Source organism: Myxococcus xanthus (assembly GCF_006402735.1).
Taxonomy (GTDB): Bacteria; Myxococcota; Myxococcia; order Myxococcales; family Myxococcaceae; genus Myxococcus; species Myxococcus xanthus_A.
Map to the genome: position 1 here is coordinate 393,771 of NZ_CP017174.1, position 17,467 is coordinate 411,237.

General features: G+C 69.7%; 13 protein-coding genes. 6 read left to right on the plus strand and 7 right to left on the minus strand.

The features are described 5' to 3' along the window. The first annotated feature begins 185 nt into the window (after nucleotides 1–185). Both BHS09_RS01670 and BHS09_RS01675 read left to right on the plus strand, forming a co-directional pair. The gene (locus BHS09_RS01670; RefSeq protein WP_237077940.1) at nucleotides 186–2,111 is read left to right on the plus strand and encodes a potassium transporter Kup; all 1,926 of its coding nucleotides are present in this window, start codon (nucleotides 186–188) and stop codon (nucleotides 2,109–2,111) included. Between the two features lie 278 nt (nucleotides 2,112–2,389). After that, nucleotides 2,390–3,406, plus strand: coding sequence for a hypothetical protein (locus BHS09_RS01675; RefSeq protein WP_237077941.1), 1,017 nt, complete (start codon nucleotides 2,390–2,392; stop codon nucleotides 3,404–3,406). 10 nt (nucleotides 3,407–3,416) lie between these two features. On the opposite strand, the gene BHS09_RS01680 is transcribed toward BHS09_RS01675, so the two are convergent. Continuing rightward, on the minus strand, nucleotides 3,417–3,998 hold the full coding sequence (locus BHS09_RS01680) for a TIGR02265 family protein (RefSeq protein WP_174258603.1): 582 nt from the start codon (nucleotides 3,996–3,998) through the stop codon (nucleotides 3,417–3,419). Between the two features lie 11 nt (nucleotides 3,999–4,009). Next, nucleotides 4,010–4,747 (minus strand): metallophosphoesterase, encoded by a 738-nt coding sequence (locus BHS09_RS01685; RefSeq protein WP_140786784.1) that lies wholly within the window; start codon nucleotides 4,745–4,747, stop codon nucleotides 4,010–4,012. Between the two features lie 411 nt (nucleotides 4,748–5,158). On the opposite strand from BHS09_RS01685, the gene BHS09_RS01690 reads away from it, so the two are divergent. Both BHS09_RS01690 and BHS09_RS01695 read left to right on the plus strand, forming a co-directional pair. Further along, nucleotides 5,159–6,790, plus strand: a complete 1,632-nt coding sequence (locus tag BHS09_RS01690; protein WP_174259168.1) for a golvesin C-terminal-like domain-containing protein — start codon at nucleotides 5,159–5,161, stop codon at nucleotides 6,788–6,790. A gap of 7 nt (nucleotides 6,791–6,797) precedes the next feature. After that, a complete protein-coding gene (locus tag BHS09_RS01695; RefSeq protein ID WP_140786785.1) occupies nucleotides 6,798–7,898 on the plus strand; it encodes a TolB family protein in 1,101 nt (366 codons plus the stop codon). On the opposite strand, the gene BHS09_RS01700 is transcribed toward BHS09_RS01695, so the two are convergent. The 3 genes from BHS09_RS01700 to BHS09_RS38485 all read right to left on the minus strand — a co-directional run bounded on the left by BHS09_RS01700 (nucleotide 7,888) and on the right by BHS09_RS38485 (nucleotide 12,729). Further along, on the minus strand, nucleotides 7,888–10,263 hold the full coding sequence (locus tag BHS09_RS01700; protein WP_237080133.1) for a sensor histidine kinase: 2,376 nt from the start codon (nucleotides 10,261–10,263) through the stop codon (nucleotides 7,888–7,890). The genes BHS09_RS01695 and BHS09_RS01700 overlap by 11 nt on opposite strands. A 307-nt stretch (nucleotides 10,264–10,570) precedes the next feature. Continuing rightward, on the minus strand, nucleotides 10,571–11,554 hold the full coding sequence (locus BHS09_RS01705) for a carboxypeptidase regulatory-like domain-containing protein (protein ID WP_140797002.1): 984 nt from the start codon (nucleotides 11,552–11,554) through the stop codon (nucleotides 10,571–10,573). Nucleotides 11,555–11,643: 89 nt separating this feature from the next. Continuing rightward, entirely contained in the window at nucleotides 11,644–12,729 is a 1,086-nt protein-coding gene (locus tag BHS09_RS38485) for a hypothetical protein (protein WP_161605113.1), read from the minus strand. A gap of 233 nt (nucleotides 12,730–12,962) precedes the next feature. Here BHS09_RS38485 and BHS09_RS01715 point away from each other — a divergent pair, with 233 nt between their 5' ends. Next, entirely contained in the window at nucleotides 12,963–13,952 is a 990-nt protein-coding gene (locus tag BHS09_RS01715; protein WP_140786788.1) for a hypothetical protein, read from the plus strand. A 65-nt stretch (nucleotides 13,953–14,017) separates the two neighbouring features. On the opposite strand, the gene BHS09_RS01720 is transcribed toward BHS09_RS01715, so the two are convergent. Beyond that, a complete protein-coding gene (locus tag BHS09_RS01720; RefSeq protein ID WP_140786789.1) occupies nucleotides 14,018–14,689 on the minus strand; it encodes a DsbA family oxidoreductase in 672 nt (223 codons plus the stop codon). A gap of 165 nt (nucleotides 14,690–14,854) precedes the next feature. Further along, nucleotides 14,855–15,844 carry an ATP-grasp domain-containing protein gene (locus tag BHS09_RS01725; RefSeq protein ID WP_140786790.1) on the minus strand — a complete coding sequence of 330 codons (990 nt, stop codon included), beginning with the start codon at nucleotides 15,842–15,844 and terminating at the stop codon, nucleotides 14,855–14,857. Nucleotides 15,845–15,922: 78 nt separating this feature from the next. On the opposite strand from BHS09_RS01725, the gene BHS09_RS01730 reads away from it, so the two are divergent. Beyond that, nucleotides 15,923–17,353: a sigma 54-interacting transcriptional regulator gene (locus tag BHS09_RS01730; RefSeq protein ID WP_174258605.1), complete on the plus strand. Its 1,431-nt coding sequence runs from the start codon at nucleotides 15,923–15,925 to the stop codon at nucleotides 17,351–17,353. The last annotated feature ends 114 nt before the right edge of the window (nucleotides 17,354–17,467 follow it).

A 17,467-nucleotide genomic window follows, 5' to 3' on the forward strand; every position in this document is an offset into this window, starting at 1 on the left:
GGGCAGGGCGGTCGTGCCGTCGCGAATGTCGAACATCCCTGGCCTGGGAGTGTTCGTTCCGGACGCACTCCCCGCCCTAGGGCCCTGTGACGCCGAGGCGGGGGGCGTCAGGCGCACAAGGGAATACTCCGGGCGCGACACGGTGGCGGTTGCTCTAGGCCCGGGTTCAGCTAAAGCGCGGCTTCGTGAAAGCGACCACCACCGGAGTGCCGGGCGGCGAAGACGTCAAAAAGGGCCCGGACACCTTCAAGCGCTCGGCGCTGCTGGCCCTCGGGGCCCTGGGCATCGTCTACGGCGATATCGGCACGAGCCCGCTGTACGCGTTACGGGAGTGCTTCACGGGGGCGCACGGGATTCCGCCGACGCCCGCGAACGTGCTGGGGGTGCTGTCGCTCATCTTCTGGTCGCTCATCATCATCGTGTCGGTGAAGTACCTGCTGCTGGTGATGAAGGCGGACAACCGGGGCGAAGGCGGCATCCTGGCGATGATGGCGCTGGTGATGCAGCGTCAGCGCGCGCAGCCGTCCCACCGGTCGCGTCCGGTGTTGATTACGCTGGGCATCTTCGGCGCGGCGCTCCTCTATGGAGACGGCATCATCACTCCGGCCATCACCGTGCTCAGCGCGGTGGAAGGCCTGCATGTGGCCACGTCCGTCTTCGACCCCTACGTCATCCCCATTACCCTGGTCATCCTGGTGGGGCTCTTCCTGGTGCAGCGGCACGGCACCTCGGAGATTGGCGCCGTGTTCGGGCCCGTCATGTGCATCTGGTTCCTCACGCTGGGCGTGCTCGGCGCGAAGGAGCTGGCCCACAACCCGGCGGTGCTGGGCGCGCTGTCGCCCTGGCACGCGGTGGAGTTGTTCCGTCACAACCACCTGCATGGCTTCCTGGTGCTGGGCGGCGTGTTCCTGGTGGTGACGGGCTGTGAGGCCCTCTACGCGGACATGGGCCACTTCGGCCGCAAGCCCATCCAACTGGCGTGGTTCTCCATGGTGCTTCCGGCGCTGATGCTCAACTACCTGGGGCAGGGCGCGCTGCTGCTGCGCGACGCGAGCGCCGCGCGCAATCCCTTCTTCCTGCTGGCGCCGTCCTGGATGTTGTACCCGCTGGTGGCGCTGTCCGCGGTGGCGGGCGTCATCGCCTCGCAGGCGCTCATCGCGGGGGTGTTCTCCCTGACGCGCCAGGCGATGCAGCTGGGCTACAGCCCGCGCATGGAGGTGGTGCACACCTCGGCGGAGGAGATGGGGCAAATCTACCTGCCCGGTCTGAACTGGGCGCTGCTGGTGGGCGTGGTGGCGCTGGTGCTGGGCTTCCGCTCCTCCAGCGCGCTGGCGTCGGCGTACGGCATCGCGGTGTCCACGGCCATGGTCATCACCACCCTGATGGCCTACGTGGTGGCCCGGGAGCTGTGGGGCGTGCGGCGGTGGGTGGCCATTCCCGTGGTGGGCCTGTTCCTGGTCGTGGAGCTGGCCTTCTTTGGTGCCAACGCGGTGAAGGTGGCGGACGGCGGCTGGTTCCCGCTGCTGATGGCCATCGTCGTCTTCACGCTGATGACGACGTGGAAGCGGGGGCGCGACATCCTGGCGGCCAAGCTGCGCGCGTCCAGCATCCCCCTGAAGGAGCTGCTGGGCAGCTTCGGCGACCACCCTCCGGTGCGGGTGCCGGGCACGGCCATCTTCATGACGGGCAACGCGGAAGGCACCCCGCCCGCGCTGCTGCACAACCTCAAGCACAACAAGGTGCTGCACGAGCAGGTGGTGCTGCTGACCATCCTCTCCGAGGAGCTGCCGCACGTGCCGCCCAGCGAGCGCGTGGAGGTGGAGCCGCTGGAGCAGGGCTTCGTGCGCGTGGTGGCGCGCTACGGCTTCATGGAGAACCCAGGCATCCCCGACGTGCTGAAGCGCTGCCGCGAGAAGGGGCTCCAGTTCCAGCTGATGGGCACCAGCTTCTTCCTGGGCCGGGAGACGCTGATTCCCACCAAGCGCCCGGGCATGGCCGTGTGGCGCGAGGCGCTGTTCGCCTGGATGAGCCGCAACGCGCGCAGCGCCACCTCGTACTTCCGCATCCCGCCCAACCGGGTGGTGGAGCTGGGCGCGCAGGTGGAGTTGTAGCCCCGTGAACGCCGGAGCGGGGGCGGGTGTGCTTCACCCCACATCTGCCTTGACTCTTTGCGTTGAATGACGCTTCTGTGTCCTGGGCTGCGCCTCCCTGCCACATTTGCGTCCAGATTTACCGCTTAGTCGTAAAATTACGACGGGACGCAACAAATCGGACCGTATGCCGAGAATCATTTTCGTCCGCCGGAATTAATCTTCTGTCGGCGGAACGAAGCTCGGTATCTCGAAAACTGGTGTCCCCCGGCACCCCTCGTCCGAAATCAGGTCAGTCCATGCTCCTCGACATTGCGCCCTCGTCCGCGAATTCCGCTGTTGCCCCTGTTTCTGCCTGGGCTTCGTCGGAGCAGACGCTGGAGACGCTGTCGGGGCTGGCACCGCACACGCTGTTGACGCATGCGGATCTCTACCCGCGCATCTGCGTGCGGGACCCCTACTACGCCCTCAAGGACGTGACGGTGATGGGGGAGGGCGAGGTGGTGGCGCGCATCCCGGTGCAGCAGGACCCGGACGCGGAGGCGGGCCCCATTGGCCTGGGTGAGGCGGGGCGGCACCTGGCGATTCTGGGCTCGTGCGCGTCCGCGCTGATGTCGCCCAAGGACGGCCAGCACTTCTACCTGGCGTGCGGCGCGCGCGGGCAGTGGCTGCGCCCGGAGCCCATGGCCCGCGCCACGGACCTGCTGTGGGGGCTGGCGAAGGCGGAGTTCACCGGCCGCCGCACGGCCACCGCGCACACGCTGCTGTCGCTGCCGGACGGCACGCCGTTCTTCCGCCTGGAGGTGGACTACAGCGTGCTGTCCGCCGCCGCCTTCACGCGCCTGTTCGGCGAGGCCCGGGTGGACATGCGCCGCGAGCCGCGCCGCGACGATGGCGTGCAGCGCACCCCCGAGGAGTGGGCCCGGCTGCGGCAGAACCCCTACAGCAAGCCGCTGGCGCTGCGCGATTGGCGGCCGGATGGTGAGAGCCTGTCGGCCACGCTGGGGCCGGTGACGGCGGAGATGTGCAAGGGGCACTTCGCGCTGCACCCGGTGATGCCGGTGGCCGTGGTGGCCAGTGGGATGACGCGCGTGGCCACCACGCTGCTGCGCCGGCTGGAGGGCGCGCCGTGGGCCCGCTGCATGGCGAAGGACGTGCGCCTGAAGGCGGACACCCTGGCCTACGCGGGCCAGACGGTGACGTTCGGCGCCGTTCGCAGCGCGCACGACGGTGACGCGCACACCTTCACCTGCCAGGCGTCGGTGGGCGAGCGCGTCGTCGCCGAACTGGACGTCACCTACATCCGCGTGGACTGAGCGCCGCGCCTCAAGCCCACTGGATGTCGTAGTCCGCGCTGTCGATGCCTCGCGGCGTCGCGCGCGCGGTGCCTTGCAGGCCCAGCACCTTCAGCGCGCCGGTGAGGATGCCCTCGTGGTAGGCGGGCGGCAGCATGTCCCGGCGCATGTGCAGTGTGCCGGAGGTGGGGCCGGTGGGCACGTAGTCGCGGCTGCCGTAGCTGACGGCCGCGCCGTAGCCCATCTGCGCGCCCGCGAAGAGCTTCTGCGGGTCCCCGCGGGAGATGATTCCGAAGATGAGCATGCCCGGCCCGGTGGAGAAGCGCGTCACGTCCTTCTCGCCGCAGGCATGGAAGACGGCGTCCTCGGGGCCCAGCAGCGGCTCCAGCGCATCCGCCGCGCGGTAGAGGAGCGTCAGGAAGTCCCGCGCCGGGTACGTGAGCAAGTCCGTGTACGCCGCGCTCAGCGCCCCCGCGCGCACCGTTTCCAGCGCCGTCAGGCCCGCCTGCTGCTGGACCAGGCTGAGCACCGACTTGAAGAACAGCCCGCGCACCGAATCACCGGGGTGAACGGCCGCGAGCCGGGCCTCGAGCTCCGCCTTGTTGGACGGCATGGCGCGCCTCCTCACACCTCGTCGAGCAGCACCGGGGCGAAACCCGCCGCGTCACACGAGGCCAGCACGTAGCGTACGCCGCCGCGCTCGCCCGTGAAGCCCGCGGCGATGCCGGCCGCGTGCAGGTGGCCATAGACGCACACTTTCGGTCCGAAGGCTTCGATGGGCTCGCTGAAGGCGGTGGCCTTCTCGTTCGCGTACACCGGCGGGAAGTGCACGGCCACCACGCGCACCAGCGGCGTGGCGCTGGCCGCCTCCTTCTTCTTCGCGTCCTCCATGGAGGCCGTCAGCCGGCGCGTCTCCCGCTCCACGTAGCCGGTGTCCGCCGCCTCGTCCCCCATCTCCCCGCCGGGCATGGGCGGCGCCTCCGGCGCGGTCCACAGGCGGCTGCCCGCAATCACCCATGGGCCCATGACGACGGCGTTGTTGTGGAGGAAGCCCTCCAAGGTGCGGAAGGGCTCCAACAGCTTGCGCAGCTTGGAGGCGGAGTCGCCCCACCAGTAGTCGTGGTTGCCGCGCACCAGCACCTTGCGGCCCGGGCGCGCGTCCAGCCACGCCAGGTCATCCATCACCTCGTGGGCCCGCGTGGCCCAGGAGATGTCCCCCGCCACGATGACCACGTCCTCCGGAGCCACCCGCTCATCCCACGCGCGCTGCAGCGGCAGGGGATGCTCGGACCACCCGAAGCGGTGCATGTCCTTCTGTCGCGTGGAGGGCAGGTGGGTGTCGCCGATTCCGAAGAGCCGCATGGCCCCCTCATAGCGGAAGCCCTCGCCCCTGTCGGCACCCTCGTCCTATCCCCTGCATCCGGTGTCACGCCAAAAGGTGGGGAGGACTGGAAAGGTAGTAAAGTAGTTTTACATGTGGCTGTCTCGAAACACGTCAGTGCGACATCGGTTGGCCAACCCGACGCCGCGATTGTCAGGGCTTACATGTGCGTCACTCCTGATTCCAAGTGGTTGCACTGTCGGGTGCCCGGGTTCGAGGGATGATTTCTTGACGGGAAGGTGGAGCATCGATGCTCCACCTCGGGTCGGGAAAAAGAGGTGCTCCCTGGGACCGCGTGGCTGGCATGCATGGTGCTCAGGCGTGGCCCCCTGCGCCGCTCCCGTGGGACGGGGGCGACCGTGGAGCTGCTGACCCCCCTTCAAGGAGTTTCCATGCACGTGTTGCGCAAGACGTTCGCGGTGACGGCCGCGGCCATGGCCCTGGCGGCCTGTGGCCCTCAGCCCGAAACGTCTCCGGAAGAAACGGCACCTGAGTCGCAGGTTCCCGCAGGCGCGGTGGACGACGCCGCCCGCGCGGTGGCCGACGCGGCTCGCCGCACGCCCAACGAACTGGACGCGCAGTTCGCGAAGGCCGCTGGTGAGTTCAACGTTCCGGTGAGCCTGCTCAAGGCCATCTCCTACGCGGAGACGCGCTGGGAGCACGTCCGCGGCGAGGAGGAGTTCGAGGGCCGCCCGGCGGCCTTTGGTCTGCTGGCCCTGCGCGGTCAGCTCATCACCGACGGCGCCGCCCTGGCGGGTGTGTCCGCGGACGCGGTGCGTGACGAGCCGCTGGCCAACCTGCGCGCCGGCGCCGCGCTGCTGTCGAAGTACGCCGACGAGGCGGGCATCGACCGCGCGGACCTGGGTGCGTGGGCCCCGGTGGCCGTGCGCCTGACGGACATCTCCGACCCGGACATCCAGGCGCACTACATCCACAACGACGTGTACGCCGTGCTGCGCGAGGGCGCGGGCGCGTTCACGCCGGCGGGCAAGGTGGCGGTGTCGCTGGATGCCACCCAGGTCGAGCCGAAGTTCGCCCTGCCGAAGATGCAGGCCCTTGCGGCCGGCCCGGACTACGCGGCCTCCATCTGGCGCCCGTCGCCCAACTACAACGCGCGGCCCGCTGGCATCGGTCAGCAGATGGTCGTCATCCACACCTGTGAGGGTGGCTACTCGGGTTGCTGGAGCTGGCTGACCAACTCCTCCGCGGGCGTGAGCGCGCACTACGTGGTCAACGAGAGCGGCACCGAGGTGTCGCAGCTGGTGCGTGAGTCGAGCCGCGCCTGGCACGTGGCCGCCGCCTACCGCAGCAGCCTCAACGGCGGCGTCAAGTCGAACCTCAACGGCCGGTCGACGAACGACTTCTCCATCGGCATCGAGCACGGTGGTTACGCCAGCTCGGCCTCGTTCTCCACGGGGATGATCAACACCTCCGCCAAGCTGACGTGCAACATCACCCGGGACCAGGGCATCCCGCGCGACAGCTACCACATCGTGGCGCACGGTCGGCTGCAGCCGGAGACCCGCACGGACCCGGGCCCCAACTGGCCGTGGTCCACGTACATCAGCAAGATCCGCAGCGAGTGTGGTGACGGCGGCGGTGGAACGAACCCGGTCATCGTCGTGGACAGCAACAACGCCAACAACGACTCCAGCAAGGGCTACATCGCGGTGCCGTCCTCCTGGGCGCGTGGCACCAGCGCGGGCTACTACGGCAACGACTACTACTACGCCTCCACGCAGCCCATCTCCGAGCCGGCGGTGTTCCACTTCCACATGCCTGCGGCGGGCAGCCGGACCATCCAGGCCTGGTGGGTGGAGGGCACCAACCGCTCTCCCTCGGCGCCCTTCATGATTACGCACGCGGGCGGCAACAGCACGGTGACGGTGAACCAGCAGACCAACGGCAGCAAGTGGGTGACGCTGGGCACCTACAACTTCAACGCCGGCTGGAACAAGGTGCAGCTGAGCCGCTGGGCCACCGAAGGCTACGTCGTCATGGCGGACGCCCTCCGGATTCAGTGAGGTGGTGATGCGGGGCCTTGAACGGCTTCAGCGTTCCTGGCCGTGGCGAGCGCGGTGTCTGACCGCGCTCGCCGTGCTCGGTGTCGGATGTTCCGGCCGGTGTGGCGGGACGTCCGGCCCCGGGCCGCTGTCCAAGGAGGAGGCTGGCGCCATTCCGGGCGCGGTCATCTTCTTGTCGGAGCGGGCAGGGCGGAAGGATGTCTGGAAGGTGAGTCCGGACGGTGTGGAGACGCAGCTGACGCGCGGCGAGGAGGACGTGTACCCCGGTCCCCTGTCGCCGGATGGCAAGTCGCTGCTCGTCATCTCCGCGGCGGAGGAGGGCGGGCTGCACCGCCAGCAGATGCGGGTCCTGCCGCTGGATGGCAAGAGTCCGGCGGTACCGCTGCACCCGCCCCGGGCGCGTGCGCGCAACGCGAGCTGGGCGCCGGATGGCACCTGGTTGGTGGCCGAGTCCGACGCGGAGGGCTTCAGCGACGTGGTGCGCCTGGAGCCCCGTGAGGGTGTGCCGGAGGTGCGCCTCACGCAGGTGCCTCAAGGCTGCTTCGAGCCGGCGGTGTCTCCGGATGGCAGGGAGGTGGCCTTCGTGTGCAGCCGCGAGGGCGACCCCGAAGTCTACGTGGCGAACGCGGACGGCAGCGGTGAGCGCCGCCTCACCTTCTTCCACCATGAGGACCGCACGCCGAAGTGGAGCCCGGACGGCAAGTGGCTCGTCATCGTCAGCGATCGCGAGCGCAAGGACCGGCTGTACTTCCTCCGTCCGGACGGTTCGGACCTGCGCGCCGTGTCGGGCGAGTCCTTCGTGGGCGACGAGCGCGAAGCCGCCTGGAGTCCGGACGGGCAGCGGCTGGTCTACGTGAGCCGTCTGCCAGATGGGAACGCCCGCATCTGGATGGTGCCGGTGGCGGGCGGCGCGCCGGTGGCCCTGACGGACGGCAAGCACCGGGACGACATGCCCGCGTGGAGTCCGGACGGGAAGTACCTGGCCTTCGTGTCCGAGCGCCAGGGCGACACGGACGTGTACCTCATGCGCGCGGATGGCAGCGGCCAGACGCGTCTGACGAGCGCGAAGGGGCCAGACTGGCTGCCGCGCTGGGCGCCTACGCGCTGACGGCGGAGCCGTCTCCCGCCGCCGGGTCCTGGCCATCCGGGACCTGGGGCGGGAGCGGGTTCGCGCCGGGCGGAGCCACGGGCAGGCTGAAGCTGAAGGTGGAGCCTCGGCCGAGCTCGCTCTCCACCCAGATGCGGCCGCCGTGCGCTTCGATGATGAGGCGGCTGATGTACAGCCCCAGCCCCAGACCCTTCGCGTCCGACGCGCTGCTCTTCTGCGTGCGGTAGTACTTGTCGAAGACGTGGGCGGCGTCTTCCGGGCTCAGCCCGGGGCCCAGGTCCGTCACCGACACCACCACCTGTTCCGGCTGGAGCTGGACGCGCACGGTGATGGGCTGCCCACCGGGGCTGTACTTGGCGGCGTTGCTCAGCAGGTTGGCCACCACCCGCTCCAGCCTCGCCGCGTCCATCCAGACGGGGGGCAACGCGCCTGGGACTTCCATGTGGAAGCGCTCGCGCACGTCGGGGGCCACGTCCCGCTCCATCACCTCTTCCAGGAAGCGCGCCAGGTCCCGGGGCTCGCGGCGCAGCGTGTCCCGCTGGGACTCCAGCCGCGAGCCTTCCAGCAGGTCCTCAATCATGGTGCTCATCCAGGCCACGCTGCGCTGGATGGACTCCGTCATGGATTCCTCCCGCTCCAGGTTCTGCTCGCGCAGGGCGCGCCGTAGCAGGCCCACGCGCAGGCTGATGGTGTGGAGCGGATTGCGCAGGTCGTGGGAGATGAGGCTGACGTATTCCTCGCGGAGCCGGTCCAGCTCGTGGCGCGTCGTCACGTCCTGCGCCGTGGAGACCACGCCGCGCACCTTTCCGGTGGGACCGAAGACGGGAGCCGCGGTCATCAACACCGGCAGCCGGCTCCCGTCGGGGTGGAGGATGAGGAACTCCTCGGGCCCCGCGAGCTGGCCCGTGAGCAGCGCGCGGACGATGGGCACGTCCTCCCTGCGGACCGGCTTGCCGTCGGTGGTGAGCACGAACGGGTTGTTCCCCATCATCTCCAGCCTCACGCCCTTCAGCGGGCGCCCGAGCAGTTGCTCCGCGACGGGATTGGCCACCAGCCCGCTGCCGTCCGCCTCCGCGAAGACGATTCCCACGGGCGTGTGGTCCAGCAGGGCCTGCACCTGGCTGCGCTGCATCTCCGCTTCCTCACGGGCGCGCTGGACCTTGGCGAGGTACCGCTCCCGCTCCGTCACGTCGCGGACGACGGCGAGCACGCTGGGACCCTCCGGGCCTGACACCGGGCTCAGCCGCACCTCCAGCGACAGCGGGCTGCCGTCCTTGCGGCGGCCTTGGATGGCGTGCTCGCCCAAGCCGGTGTCCAGGCTCCGGCCACCGAAGAGTCCTTCGGGGATCAGCACCTCCACCTCGCGTCCCAGCAGCTCCTCGCGCGGGTAGCCGAACACCCGCTCCGCCTCCGTGTTGACGAAGCGCAGCAGGCCGTGCGCGTCCACCGTCAGCAGCGGCGCGGGGGTGGTCTCCAGCAGGCCCCGGTAGCGCGCTTCGGAGGCCTCCAGCGCCGCGGTGGCCTGTTGGCGGTGGGCTTCAATGTGGTCCAGGGCCCGCGCGGACAGGAGCACGAGCGCCGCGCCGCCCGCGCTCACGAAGGTGGCGAAGATGGGGAGCTTCGCCTCCAGGTTGATGGCGCGCACCTCGTGCAGGAGCATCAACACCATGCCCAGCACCGAGGGGCCGAGCAGCGTCACCGGCACCAACCGGCGCGCGAGGAAGCCGCCGAGCGAGTCGCGGGTGATGCGGCTCATCAGTCCCAGCCCTGGCCGTGCGCAGAGCGTGCCCACCGCCAGCAGCATCAGCGTCAGCGCGGTGGGCAGGCCCATGCTGCGCTCGGCGAGGAAGGGCAGGGTGCCCACCGTCAACAAGGGGCCCATCAACAGGCCGTTGAGGCCCAGCGTCGAGCTCACCAGCGACAACACGACCAGCGTGTCGCGCGGCCGGACGGAGTGGCTCCGCTCAGGGAGGGCCAGGGCCATGCCCAGCAGCGTCATGCAGGTGGCGGAGAGGGGAGAGGGCCGAGGGAGCACCGAGGCGTGTCCATCGAGCAGGCGCAGCATGACGCGCTCCATCCCCAGGTCCCAGCCGGTGATGTCGCGCAGGAGACTCACCGCGCCGATGGCCATCGTCACCAGCGCGCAGGCGGTGGCCGTGTGGTCCTGATGGCGGAACGGGCGGGAGCGCAGCCGCAGGCCCAGGGCGGCGCCGCCGAAAACCATGGCGATGCCCGTCACCGGCGTCATGGGGATGCCGGCCACGCCGGGCCTCAGCATCTCCACGTCCCAGGCCCAGCCCAGGAGGTACAGCGCGCCCACGAGCGGGGCGCCCAGCGTCGCGAGCCAGGCGATGCCGCGGGCCATGGCTGCGCTCCGACGCTGCGGCCTCCAGCACTCGTTCATCGTGGCGTCCCCCAGGAACGCACAGGGCTCCTCCCGTGACGCACCGGCCCGAGGCCCCCGGTCGAGACGCTCCAGCGAGAGATGCGTCGCGCTCTTGCCTCCGGCATCGGACGCGAGTGCGGCGCAGCGATGGGTGCGGACGGTGGGGGCGCCGCCAGTCATTGGCTCGGGCCGTGCGCGCCTCCGTCGGAACATGGGGGCGGCCAGCGCGCGGGGCAGCAGGCCCCGAGCAGCCGAGTCGCGAGCGGAAGGCCGGGCGCCGCGCTGCCTAGGGAGGCGGGTGGAGGCCGGGATGGACGGTGAGCACCAGCCCCCAGCCCGGCGCCACGCCCACGTTGCGTGGCACGTAGCCGTCCGTGCCCGTGACGGACAGGAGGAAGGCCTCCGCGTCCGCGCCCGAGTGGACGTAGACGAACAATCCGTCCGGGTCGGTGCCCTCCTGGTTCGCTCCCTGGAGGTCGGCGGTGGGGTAGTAGATGCGACCGGCCAGCGCCTCGCCGTCGGGGGCGACCTTCGCGCCAGCGACGGGATGGCCGCTGGCATCCACCACGCGCCCCAGCACGAAGCCGGCGTCGCGCAGGGTGGCCGCCCGGTTGTCGGTGTGGCCCCGGATGGCGCTCTCCCCCACGGCGACGCTGAGCGCGTCATGGAAGGCGCCCGGCAGCGCCCACACGCGCGCGCCGATGATGTCCGTGCGCGGCCGGGCACCGGTGAAGGCGGAGTCGTAGACGACGGTATGGGCGGGCACCAGGCCCGCGGCCTCCGCGCCCACCGCGAGGCTCAGATGCATCTCCCGCACCGCCACGTCGCGCACGGTGAAGGCGCCATCCGCGGCGGCCGGCGCGGTGCCGAAGGTGGCGTTGGCGTCATTCACCGCCAGCCGCAGGGGCTCCGCGGCGGTGAGGGGCGCTCCCTCCAGCGAGGGCAGGGGCAGGCCCCGGGCCTCGAGCAACCGCCGGGCCTCGGGGAGCAGGTCCACCGTGCCGCTGACACCAATGCGGAGGTTGTCCAGGTCCACGGCCTCGGCGTCGTCGGTCTGCACGCCAGGGTCGGGTGTGTAATCGCCAGGGCCGCAGCCCAGTGAGAGTCCCAGCACGGCACATGGAACCATCAGGAGAGGACGCATCATCGCGGGAAAGCTCTCCACGGCCTCACGTGGCGGCAATCCACCCCACGCTCCGTCTGTCCCCTGGTCGACGCCGCGGTGGTTCTGGCCATGGGGCCAGAGGGCGCCGCGCTGTCCGAAAAACATCAGCGCCGCGCCCCGGAGTGGGACGCGGCGCCGTTCATGTGGAAGCCAGGTGTTGTCGAACCGTCACCCGCCCCGCGGCGGGGCCCGACTCAGCGCCAGCGGCTGTTGCCGCCGGAGGAGGACGACGAACCCGAACGGCCGGACGGCGGCGCGCTGGACCCCGAGGAAGAACTCCCGCTGCTGCTGCCACCGCGCCCCCAGCCGCCGCCGCTGGAGCCCGAGCTGCTTCCGCTACTTCCGCTACGGTTGCTGCTGCCGCTGTTGCCGGAGCTGCTGCCACCGCGCCCCCAGCCGCTGCCGCTGGAGCCCGAGCTGCTGGAGCCCGAGCTGCTGGAGTTGCTGGAGCTCCCGCTGCTCCCGGAGTTGCCGCTGCCCCAGCGGTTGCCGCTGTTGTTGTCGCGCGAGTCGTCGTCCTTGGGCGCGGCGTTGTTCGTGGTGCGCCCCGGGGGAGGGCTGCTCCGGCCGCTGCCGGAGTTGTTGCTGGGCGCGACGTTGCTCGAGGTGCGTCCCGCGGGAGGGCTGCTCCAGCCGCTACCGGAGTTGTTGCTCGAGGTGCGTCCCGCGGGAGGGCTGCTCCAGCCGCTACCGGAGTCGTTGCCCTGGCCACGCGACGGCCGGTGGTTGCCACCCGAGTTGGAACCGCGCGGCGTGGTCCAGCGCGTACCTCCCGGGGGCGGCCGGGTGCCGCTGTACGTGTTGCCAGGCACCACGGGGCGGGAGGGGTGGTTGGAGGGGCGCGTCGCCGGGCGCACGTAGCCGTAGCCGGCGGAAGCGCTGTGCGTGCGGCTCCACACGTAGCCGCGGTTGCGCTCGTAGCGGTAGATGCTGCCCGTGCTCGGGTAGTAGTCGTGGGAGTGGCGCCCGTGCATGTTGCAGAGGCCGCCGTGCGCGTGCGGGTGGTCGTTCCAGTACCAGACCACCGACGGGCCACTGTAGTAGTACGCGTCGTCCGAGTAGACGTAGTACGTCGTGGTCGGCTCGTAGTCGTGGACATGCACGTGCGAGTACGGGCACCAGCCGCCGCCGAAGTCATCGGGGATGGGGTGGTCGCTCGAATAGCTGTACTCGATGACCTGAACCGGGGCGTGGTGACGCGCCGGCCCGTGGACGTGGGCGACACAGCCAGTGCCCATCATCAGGGCAAGCGGAACGGCGAGGGCGAGCAGGCGGCGCATGTGGTGACTCTCCTGGGCGGAGTGGACGGCCGGGCCGTCCACCTTGCGGCCACGCGAGGAAGACGGCGGGGCGCGGAGAAAATTCACGCCCGGGTGCAGTCCCGCGTCAGGCATCCGCCAACCTCAGGATAGCGCCCTTCGTCCTCTGGTGGACACCGCCTGGGTGGTGTAGGGGGAAATGTGCGCGCTGCCTGTCCCGGAAGGGTGATCCGCGGCGCGTGGGGAGAAGCACCATGGCGGAGACTGAGTTCACTTCGGGCGCGAGCTGTCCGCTCCACCCGGGATTCGAGGCGGTGGGCACCTGCTCCCGCTGCGGCAACTTCATGTGCCGCACCTGCGGCGAGGGTGGCTCGCAAGCCTGGTGCCCGTCCTGCCGTCAGCGCGAGGGCGTGGGGCAGGCCTTTCCACTGAACCGCGAGAACTGGAGCGTCTCCGGGCTGATGGACCTGTCCTGGGATGCGTTCAAGCGCGAGTGGGTGATGCTCTGTGTCGGCGTGCTCATCTTCCTGGCGGGGTCCTTCGCCGGGCAGGTCGTCTCGCAAATCTTCTCCGTCGTCAGCGGCCTGACGGGGAGCGTTGTCGTCACCGTCCTGGGCTTCATCGTCGGGATAATCGGCTCCTACGCCATCCAGGGAGCGGTAACGATGGGCTTCCTCCGGATGTGCATGGACGTGCTCAGCGGTCGGCGCGCGGACTTGACGCGGATGTTCAGCCAGTTCGGCAAGATTCCCCAGTACCTGGGGACCCTGTTCCTGTCCTTCCTGCTGATGCTCCCGCTTCTGTTGCTCATCGTCGTGGTGGCACTGGGCGCGGGGCTGGCGACCGGCACCCTGTCCTGGTCGGAGCTGGTGGCGCTGAAGGACCTGCCGCCCTCGGAAATGGACGCGGCCTTGAAGCCCATGGTGCCGGCCTTCGCGGTGATGGGGCTGGTGGCCATCGCGCTCTACATCTTCCCGGGCGGGTGGCTCCTCACGCCGCTCATCCTGATGCAGCCTGAGCTGGCCCGGACCGAATCGCCCGGCGTCGTGGAGACGCTGCGCCGCTGCTTCGCCTACTCGCGCGGTCAGCGCCTGCCCATGATTGGAACGGTGCTGCTGGGGGGCTTGCTCGCCATGCTGAGCGTGTTCCTCTGCTGCGTGCCTGTGATTCCCGCCCTGGGCTTCTTGCAGTTGCTGATGGCCGGGCTCGTCTTGGCGCTCAGTAGCGGCGCCGAAGAGGCCTGAGCCTTCCCTCTACATGGGGCCTTGCGCGCCCGTCGCGCGCAGGGCCTCCGGAAGGGTGGGGTGCCTCAGTGCACCACGCGCTCGGGTGAACCCGAGCGGGGCACGGACACCTTGCCCAGGCACGCGAGGATGTGCTCGCGGTACTCGGCCAGCTCACGCAGGCCGCACAGCATCCACCGGCCGCCGATGACGAGCGTGGGCACGCCCCGCACGCCGCGGTGGGTGGCATCCCGGTGCTCGTCGAGGATGAGGCGGCGCGTCTCCTCCGAGCGGAAGGCCGCGGAGAATTCGTTCATCGCCAGGCCCACGCGCGAGGCCAGCTCGAACACCACGTCCGGGCGGGACACGTTGACGCCCTGCTCCAGCGCGGCGCGCTGCATGGCGCGGGCGAGGAACGCGCGCGCCTGCGGGCCCTGCAGCCGCGCCGCTTCCAGTGCCGCCAGCGCCGGCACGCTGGTGCGCGGTGGATCTCCCCCGAGCCACAGGTCCGTGGACAACATGCGCGCGGCGGCGTCCGGTTCGCGCTGTGCGCGCTCGACCTCCTCCACCAACGCGCGTTGTTCGCGCGTCGTGGGCAGCACGTCATGGACGCGCAGCGGATACGGCCTGACGCTCCAGCGAACGGCTTCGCCCATCTCCTGGCGCAAGACATCCAGGCGCAGGTCGGCGAGGTAGCACCAGGAACAAAGCACGTCCTGGTAGACGGTGATCTGCAGCGGCTTGTGCAGCGTTTTCATTTGAGGGCCGCCAGATTAGAGGGCCACCCGCGTCGCTGCCAACTCCTCAGGACACGCGGGCCACGGAGGCATTCCTGAGTTCCTGAGGAGCATGCAAGGTGCCTTGCCCCGGCTGTGCGTCTGCTCGAAAGCAGGCGAGCAACCTCACGTGACCCGGGTTCGCGCTCACCCGGCGCGCTTCGCCTCGGCGTACTTCAGCGCGTGGTCGATGATGGCCCCCGCGATGTCCATATGCGTGGCGCGCTCCAGGCCCTCGAAGCCCGGGCTGGAGTTGATTTCCATCAGCCGGGGGCCGGCGTGGCCCTCCAGCATGTCCACGCCCGCGACCTCCAACCCGACGACGCGCGCGGCCCGCACGGCTGCTTCCATGTAGGGCTCGGTCAGCTCGATTGCCTGCCCTTCTCCGCCGCGGTGGATGTTGGAGCGGAACTCGCCGGACTTGGCCTTGCGCCGCATGGCGCCCACCACGCGGTCACCCACGACGAGGGCCCGCACGTCCCGTCCCTCGCTCTCCGCGACGAACTCCTGGAGCACGATTTCCTGTCCCAGGTCCCAGAAGGTGTCGAGGATGGTCTGCACCTCCGACAGCGTGTGGGCAATCATCACGCCCACGCCCTGGGTGCCCTTGATGAGCTTGATGATGACGGGCAGCCCGTTGACCTCCTCCACCAGCCGGCGCACGTTGCTGCGGTCGTGCGCCATGACGGTGCGGGGGATGTCCAGCCCGGAGCGCGACAGGAACTGCAGCGCGCGCAGCTTGTCGCGGCTGCGCGCGATGGACGTGGGCGGGTTGAGGACGGGCACGCCCATCATCTCGAAGTGGTTCACCACCGCCAGGCCATAGGCGGTGATGGACGCGCCGATGCGCGGCACCACCACGTCCACGCCACGCACCTCCACGCCGCGGTACGTCATGCGCGGTGCGTCTTGCGCGAGCAGCAGGCAGCAACGCAGCGTGTCCAGCACCAACGGGCGGTGGCCCCGCGCGCGGATGGCGGCCACCAGCCGCCGCGTGGAGTACAGCGCGCGCTTGCGGGACAGGATGACGACTGTCTTCTTCGCGTGCCCTCGCCGTGGGGCCCGCTCGGGACGGTCGGGTGCCTGGGACCCGGGCGGGACCGGGACCTTCTTCGGCTTCACTTTGCGCGGGGACATGGGCGGGGCGCGAGAGCCTAGCACGGACGCCCGCGAGGGGCGGGCCTCGTGGGGGGCCTTTGCTATCCTCGTGCGCAGATGAGTGCTCCCCCTCTGCACCCTGACGACATCCACACCAGTCCCGGCGACGTCGGACAAGACCTGAACCACTCTCCGTTGTTGGGCGAAACGCTCGTGGTGGACCCGCGCACCACGGTGAAGCTCCACAAGTGCCGCCTGGCCGTCACCTCCGGACCGGACACCGGCCGCTCGGTGGTGAGCGACAAGGAGCGGCTGCGCTGCGGCGCGCATCCAGGCAATGACCTGGTGCTGGTGGAGGACCGCACCGCCAGCCGTCACCACTTCGAAATCCAGTTCACCGAGCGCGGCTATCTGCTGGTGGACCTGGGCTCCACCAACGGCACCTTCCTGGATGGCCGGCGCATCGAGCGGGCCTACCTGTCACCGGGCTCGCAGATTCGCGCGGGCTCGTCCGTGCTGACCTTCGCGCCGCTGGATGAGGAAGTCACCATCGAGCCCGACCGCGAGGGCGAGCTGTGCGACATGGTGGGGCAGAGCGTGAAGATGCGGCAGATATTCGGCCTCATCAAGAAGATCGCCCCCATGGGTGTGTCCGTCATCATCCAAGGTGAGACGGGCACCGGGAAGGAGCTGGTGGCGCGCGCCATCCATGAGCTGTCCGGCCGCACCAAGGGCCCCATGGAGGTGCTGGACTGCGGCGCCATTCCCCCCAACCTCATCGAAAGCGAGTTGTTCGGCCACGAGAAGGGCGCCTTCACTGGCGCGGTGAGCAGCCGGCCAGGCGCCTTCGAGCGCGCGCACGGGGGCACCATCTTCCTGGATGAGCTGGGCGAGCTGCGGCTGGACCTTCAGCCCAAGCTGCTGCGCGTGCTGGAGAACCATGAAGTGCGGCGCGTGGGCGGCAACGACGTCATCGAGGTGGACTGCCGCGTCATCGCCGCCACCAACCGCGACCTGATGAAGGAGATTCAGGGCGGAGGCTTTCGCGAGGACCTCTACTTCCGCCTGTCCGTCATCACCATCCAACTGCCGCCGCTGCGACAGCGCCGCGACGACATCCCCCTCATCCTCAAGCGCGCGCTCGCGGACCCTGAAGTGGTGGGCAAACACGGCAAGAAGCGCTTCTCCGCGGAGTCCCTGGGCCTGCTGATGTCGTATTCATGGCCCGGCAACGTGCGTGAGCTGATGAACGTGTTGTCTCACGTCCTCACTTTCAGTGAGGGCGAGGAGATTCAGCCCGCACACCTGCCGCCCCGCGTGCGGGGACAGGTCCGCGAAGGGCCGCTGCCCTTCAACGAGCACCTCTCCTTCAAGGACGCCAAGGAGCAGCTGCTGGAGAACTTCGAGCGCGAATACATCACCAGCGTTTTGACGCGCTGCGAAGGAAACCTGTCTCGCGCCGCGCGTGAGAGTGGGCTCCACCGGAAGTCGATTGAACGATTGGTGAAAAAGTACCAGCTGGATACAAAGGGGATGAAGTCGCGTTAGCCCCATGAGTCAGCGGTGGATGCTGTAACTTGGTTGTTTCACGCCAGAAAAACGCGTTTGTCGCAGAGCCGTGTTCTCCTGTTCGCGATGCAAGGAACGCCCCGTCAAGTTGAC

Bases quoted from the DNA above. Each gene is read 5' to 3' on its own strand.
- BHS09_RS01705 (WP_140797002.1), bottom strand. From the start codon at position 11,554: ATGTTTTTCGGACAGCGCGGCGCCCTCTGGCCCCATGGCCAGAACCAC.
- BHS09_RS01720 (WP_140786789.1), bottom strand. From the start codon at position 14,689: ATGAAAACGCTGCACAAGCCGCTGCAGATCACCGTCTACCAGGACGTG.
- BHS09_RS01675 (WP_237077941.1), top strand. From the start codon at position 2,390: ATGCTCCTCGACATTGCGCCCTCGTCCGCGAATTCCGCTGTTGCCCCT.
- BHS09_RS38485 (WP_161605113.1), bottom strand. From the start codon at position 12,729: ATGCGCCGCCTGCTCGCCCTCGCCGTTCCGCTTGCCCTGATGATGGGC.
- BHS09_RS01715 (WP_140786788.1), top strand. From the start codon at position 12,963: ATGGCGGAGACTGAGTTCACTTCGGGCGCGAGCTGTCCGCTCCACCCG.
- BHS09_RS01690 (WP_174259168.1), top strand. From the start codon at position 5,159: ATGCACGTGTTGCGCAAGACGTTCGCGGTGACGGCCGCGGCCATGGCC.
- BHS09_RS01725 (WP_140786790.1), bottom strand. From the start codon at position 15,844: ATGTCCCCGCGCAAAGTGAAGCCGAAGAAGGTCCCGGTCCCGCCCGGG.
- BHS09_RS01680 (WP_174258603.1), bottom strand. From the start codon at position 3,998: ATGCCGTCCAACAAGGCGGAGCTCGAGGCCCGGCTCGCGGCCGTTCAC.
- BHS09_RS01730 (WP_174258605.1), top strand. From the start codon at position 15,923: ATGAGTGCTCCCCCTCTGCACCCTGACGACATCCACACCAGTCCCGGC.
- BHS09_RS01685 (WP_140786784.1), bottom strand. From the start codon at position 4,747: ATGCGGCTCTTCGGAATCGGCGACACCCACCTGCCCTCCACGCGACAG.
- BHS09_RS01700 (WP_237080133.1), bottom strand. From the start codon at position 10,263: ATGGCCCGCGGCATCGCCTGGCTCGCGACGCTGGGCGCCCCGCTCGTG.
- BHS09_RS01695 (WP_140786785.1), top strand. From the start codon at position 6,798: ATGCGGGGCCTTGAACGGCTTCAGCGTTCCTGGCCGTGGCGAGCGCGG.